The following is a 4820-nucleotide window of genomic DNA, read 5'->3' as shown; positions in this document are numbered from 1 at the left end:
CATTTAGGGTTGGGGTCAAACGGGATTTGTGCAGTACAATGGGGGTACAAAGGCAACCTTTAGAATAAAAAAGTTTCTAGAGGCAAGTCGTTAGTCACAATCTTCAGGGGTACAAAGCATCAATATCTGGAGAGTAGACGTGTCGGAGACCTGATTGGTAGATAACGAGATTTAATGGGTCATTTGCTAACTTACGTGTATCACGCAATCGTCCCATGTAGTTTAATGAGTTGATAGGACTAGACATAATGGAACCAATAGCTGATTAAAGCAACATTGTCAAGCTCGGAGGACAATCAATCAGGATATAATCATAATCCTCAAGATAAGGCTCAATGACATCTTTCAATCTTAATTCTCGTTGTAGTTCAAAAGTGAGCTTTTGCTCTGAAGCAGCCAACCTAAGATTGGACGGAACTAAATCAACCCCATAGCAATTTATCAGTGGAAGTTGTATTGATGAACCGGATGTAATTAGAGAATCGTAGATCGTTGTTTCAAGATCATAAGGTTCTATTCCCATAAAACAGGTTAAGGAGGCTTGGGGATCTAGATCAATGAGTAAGACTTTATAGTTTTTTTCTTTTAGTTGGTAGCCGAGGTTCTGGGTGAGAGTCGTTTTGCCCACCCCGCCAGCCTGATTAAACAAAGAAATGACCTTAGCAAACATATCAGTTTTTCTTGAAAATTTATAGACACATAGAACTAAAAAAAATCATCATTGTTCCACTAGTGCAGATAAAAAAGCCGCTTGGCTTTCCATAGATTCAGTAGATCACAAAGATCCTGATGCAGTTTAGCGAAAGTAATCCACCAGATTTTTACAGAAACTTTCGTGACTAGCCACGACAATGTGTTTCAATGAAACTAACGGAAGAATCTCGAAGTTGATGTCCATGATAAAAGCATTGCCAATTAACCTCTCCAACCTACAGAAAACAGTACTCCAACAAATAGTGAGAGGGACAACAAACCCCTATCGCCTTGTTAGACGAGCCAAGCTAATCTTAGCCGCAGCATCAGGAGAGAGCAATAGTTCGATTAGTCGAAGATTAGAATTAGACCGAGTACAAGTGCGTCAGTGGCGATCGCGATGGTTTGAGGAGAGAGAAAAACTGAGTGCCGCCGAAGAACAACAGGTAACGGAGAAAGCATTAATGGTCTTGATCAAAGGAATTTTAAGCGATCGCCCAAGACCTGGAACAACAAAATCCTTTACGGTCGAACAAGTAGTCCAGATTGTAGCGATCGCTTGTGAAGAATGTGAAAAATCAGACAGACCAGTGAGCCATTGGACACCTTCAGAGTTGGCGGATGAAGCCATAAAAAGAGGAATTGTCGAAAAGATTTCCCCCCGTAGTGTGGGGCGTTTTTTAAAAAGAAGCGACATTACAACCACATCTCGTTCGTTACTGGTTAAATGCCAAAGTTGATGATCCCTTAAAATTTAAAAAGCAAGTCAAATATATCTGTGAACTTCATCAAGAAGCTAAAACTTTGTTAGAACAAGGAATTCATTTAATTAGTACAGATGAAATGACAGGGATTCAAGCTCTTGAGAGATTATTTCCGAACAAAAGAATCAAGCCTAAACAAGTAGAAAAAATCGAATTTGAATATGAAAGACACGGAACTTTAAGCTTGATTGCGAACTGGGATGTGGCAAGAGGAAAAGTTGTTAGTCCCTCTATTGGACCGACAAGAACAGAACAAGATTTTTCTGAACATATCCAGAGAACGATTAAGATTGATGAAAAAGCAGAATGGATTTTTATTGTAGATCAACTCAACACTCATAAATCGGAAAGCTTAGTCAAATTAGTAGCAGAAAGCTGTGAAATTACTATTGATTTGGGGAGAAAAGGAAAGGAGGGGATTTTGCAATCTATGGACAGCAGAGCAGATTTTTTATCAGATGAATCTCATCGAATTCGCTTTGTTTATATTCCCAAACATACATCGTGGCTTAATCAAATTGAGTGTTGGTTTTCGATCTTAGTCAGGCGTTTACTCAAAAGAATTACTGTCCGTTCAACTGAAGAACTATCCCAAAAAATTCTCAATTTTATTGATTACTTTAATCAACATTTTGCTAAGCCGTTCGTTTGGAAATTTAAGGGCTTTAAAGATCATAAGTGACTGGTGGATTATTTTTGCTAAGCTGCACTAGTAACTGATAGTCATTGGTTAAAGCAAGAAGTAGAAAATGCCCTTCTTGGAGTGAAAAAAATTGATTGTATTTATTATGGTTTAGATGCGGATTTGTTTAAGCCCGTTAAACGATCTTTTGCTCGCAAAATTTTAGGGATTCCTGAAGATACCTTTGTGATTTTGAGCGGTTGTACTAATGTAAAAGATTTTCGTAAAGGAGGTCATATTTTTCAAGAAATTATTCACCGTCTTCAGGACAATACCCTATTTTTGGTCTTTGGCTCTCAATCGGAGAATTTGCCTTCAGTTTACGGTACAGGTTTATTGAGAGATTATCGTAAAATGCCTTTGATTTATAGTGCTGCTGATATATTCGTGGGAACTTCCCTTGAAGAAGCATTTGGTCAAACTTTTTGTGAAGCGTCTGCTTGTAGCATTCCGATAGTAGCTTTTGAGGTAGGTGGTATCCCTGAAATTGCACGACACCGGAAGAATGCTCGTCTAGTGGACGAACAGACTTCAGAGGCTTTGATCAATGAAATCGAGTTTTTCCGGCAATCACCTGCAACTCGTCAAGAATACGGGAACTGTGGGCGACAAATTGTTGAGACTGAGTTTACACTTCAAGCTCAAGGTGAGCGATGGGTGCAGTATCTCGACACCATGATGACATGAATTTGATGTCTACATTTTAGTTGGGTGTCAAAGATGAGAAACTTCCCAACCTCCAACACCCAAGCCTTAAACTGAGACTTAAACCATGGCAGGTTGCAATAACTTAACGTTAGAAAAACCAAAGTCCTTGGTGACTGTTTCTCCGTTTTCTTCTGCTGTAATCACACGACTGGTTAAAATGTAGTAACCACCCACTTGTTCATAATTGTCCTCAAAATCGGTTTTCCCTGCTTTGAGGTCCCCTGTTTTGGGATCACGATAAATGGAGTCGTAACGATGGGAAAGATAACCCTCCTCGGTGTTATGACTGCTGAAGGTATCAATACTTACCACAACCCCGTGAATATGACGGTGGACATGGCAAACTTCATTATCACGCAGTTTATAGCGATCGCCTTCTGCTTTCCCTCCCATGAGGATTTCTACAGCACCGCTTTCATCTGTGTTCCCGTAACTGAAGATATTTTTGCCATGAACTTGTTCAAATGAACGACGAACCCTATGAATAGAGGTTTCCCAGAGTTGAGATTTAACCTGCGCTGCAGCTTGTTCGTCTTCTATATTAAACACTTCTGTGGACATATCTTGGTTGACCCGCACTTGACCGTTAAAAGTGCGATCGTTATCTTTAAAGGTGACATCTGCTGTGTAACCTGGAAAATTTTCGTCCCAAGTATAACGGTTTTCGTAAGCAGTACGAAACAATTCTCTAGCTTCAAGGGTTGTTACACTCATAAACTATTTTTGCTGTCTTTGTGGTGAATATTGAATTGAAAGGAAGATCCTATTTCACTGTCAATCATAAATGATCTTATCCTAAGCGATCAACTAAGATTTAGAATTCTAAAAATATGAAAATAATCTATTCTCAGAACAAACAATACTTTTTTAAACTCTTTAAATCACTGGCTATTGTCATACCTCAATTGTAGTTCTCCTTGGTTATTTAAAACATATTGACCTGAAACATTATTGGTGGTACTACGGGAAAAATTATTTGCTAAACCGTCTAGTGCAGCTTAGCAAAAATAATCCACCAGTCACTTATGATCTTTAAAGCCCTTAAATTTCCAAACGAACGGCTTAGCAAAATGTTGATTAAAGTAATCAATAAAATTGAGAATTTTTTGGGATAGTTCTTCAGTTGAACGGACAGTAATTCTTTTGAGTAAACGCCTGACTAAGATCGAAAACCAACACTCAATTTGATTAAGCCACGATGTATGTTTGGGAATATAAACAAAGCGAATTCGATGAGATTCATCTGATAAAAAATCTGCTCTGCTGTCCATAGATTGCAAAATCCCCTCCTTTCCTTTTCTCCCCAAATCAATAGTAATTCCACAGCTTTCTGCTACTAATTTGACTAAGCTTTCCGATTTATGAGTGTTGAGTTTATCTACAATAAAAATCCATTCTGCTTTTTCATCAATCTTAATCGTTCTCTGGATATGTTCAGAAAAATCTTGTTCTGTTCTTGTCGGTCCAATAGAGGGACTAACAACTTTTCCTCTTGCCACATCCCAGTTCGCAATCAAGCTTAAAGTTCCGTGTCTTTCATATTCAAATTCGATTTTTTCTACTTGTTTAGGCTTGATTCTTTTGTTCGGAAATAATCTCTCAAGAGCTTGAATCCCTGTCATTTCATCTGTACTAATTAAATGAATTCCTTGTTCTAACAAGGTTTTAGCTTCTTGATGAAGTTCACAGATATATTTGATTGCTTTTAAATTTTAGGGATCTCAATTTGGCATTTAACAGTACGACGAGATGTGTGTATGGTCGTTCTTTTAAAAAGCCCAACTACGGGGGAATCTTCGACAATCTCTTTATGCTCATCGACAATTGAAGTTCCAGCTCAGCCTGCTGTTTCCTTCTCAAGGACGTAATCTGCCTTTCCCCGAAGATTGTGCCGCTGGGACTTAACTTGCAACCTAGTTCGGCCTTGTTCGGACATTTTCTCCACCAAACCTGAGTTGGCAAATCCGCAAAAG

Annotated in this window: 6 protein-coding genes; 3 read left to right on the top strand and 3 right to left on the bottom strand. The window is 38.6% G+C overall.

Features of this window, described 5'->3' with window-relative positions:
* Positions 1–265 precede the first annotated feature (265 nt).
* The gene (locus CWATDRAFT_RS29795) at positions 266–670 is read right to left on the bottom strand and encodes a ParA family protein (protein WP_007308446.1); all 405 of its coding nucleotides are present in this window, start codon (positions 668–670) and stop codon (positions 266–268) included.
* A gap of 181 nt (positions 671–851) precedes the next feature.
* On the opposite strand from CWATDRAFT_RS29795, the gene CWATDRAFT_RS29790 reads away from it, so the two are divergent.
* The 3 genes from CWATDRAFT_RS29790 to CWATDRAFT_RS29780 all read left to right on the top strand — a co-directional run bounded on the left by CWATDRAFT_RS29790 (position 852) and on the right by CWATDRAFT_RS29780 (position 2826).
* Entirely contained in the window at positions 852–1433 is a 582-nt protein-coding gene (locus CWATDRAFT_RS29790; RefSeq protein WP_007308447.1) for a helix-turn-helix domain-containing protein, read from the top strand.
* Between the two features lie 64 nt (positions 1434–1497).
* Positions 1498–2139 (top strand): transposase, encoded by a 642-nt coding sequence (locus tag CWATDRAFT_RS29785; protein WP_007303384.1) that lies wholly within the window; start codon positions 1498–1500, stop codon positions 2137–2139.
* A gap of 123 nt (positions 2140–2262) precedes the next feature.
* Complete coding sequence (locus CWATDRAFT_RS29780; RefSeq protein WP_157134207.1) at positions 2263–2826, top strand: glycosyltransferase; 564 nt, start codon at positions 2263–2265, stop codon at positions 2824–2826.
* Between the two features lie 78 nt (positions 2827–2904).
* Here CWATDRAFT_RS29780 and CWATDRAFT_RS29775 read toward each other — a convergent pair whose 3' ends face one another.
* Together CWATDRAFT_RS29775 and CWATDRAFT_RS29770 are read right to left on the bottom strand one after the other, a co-directional pair.
* Positions 2905–3561, bottom strand: a complete 657-nt coding sequence (locus CWATDRAFT_RS29775) for a DUF3386 domain-containing protein (RefSeq protein ID WP_007308445.1) — start codon at positions 3559–3561, stop codon at positions 2905–2907.
* 305 nt (positions 3562–3866) lie between these two features.
* Positions 3867–4508: a transposase gene (locus CWATDRAFT_RS29770; protein ID WP_007303468.1), complete on the bottom strand. Its 642-nt coding sequence runs from the start codon at positions 4506–4508 to the stop codon at positions 3867–3869.
* Positions 4509–4820: the final 312 nt, after the last annotated feature.

The organism is Crocosphaera watsonii WH 8501 (assembly GCF_000167195.1).
GTDB lineage: Bacteria > Cyanobacteriota > Cyanobacteriia > Cyanobacteriales > Microcystaceae > Crocosphaera > Crocosphaera watsonii.
The sequence above is the reverse complement of the archived record's forward strand: the minus strand, read 5'-3'. Positions and strand labels throughout refer to the sequence as shown.

Coding starts and splice junctions, on each gene's coding strand:
- CWATDRAFT_RS29795 (WP_007308446.1), bottom strand. CDS start 670: ATGTTTGCTAAGGTCATTTCTTTGTTTAATCAGGCTGGCGGGGTGGGC.
- CWATDRAFT_RS29790 (WP_007308447.1), top strand. CDS start 852: ATGTGTTTCAATGAAACTAACGGAAGAATCTCGAAGTTGATGTCCATG.
- CWATDRAFT_RS29775 (WP_007308445.1), bottom strand. CDS start 3,561: ATGAGTGTAACAACCCTTGAAGCTAGAGAATTGTTTCGTACTGCTTAC.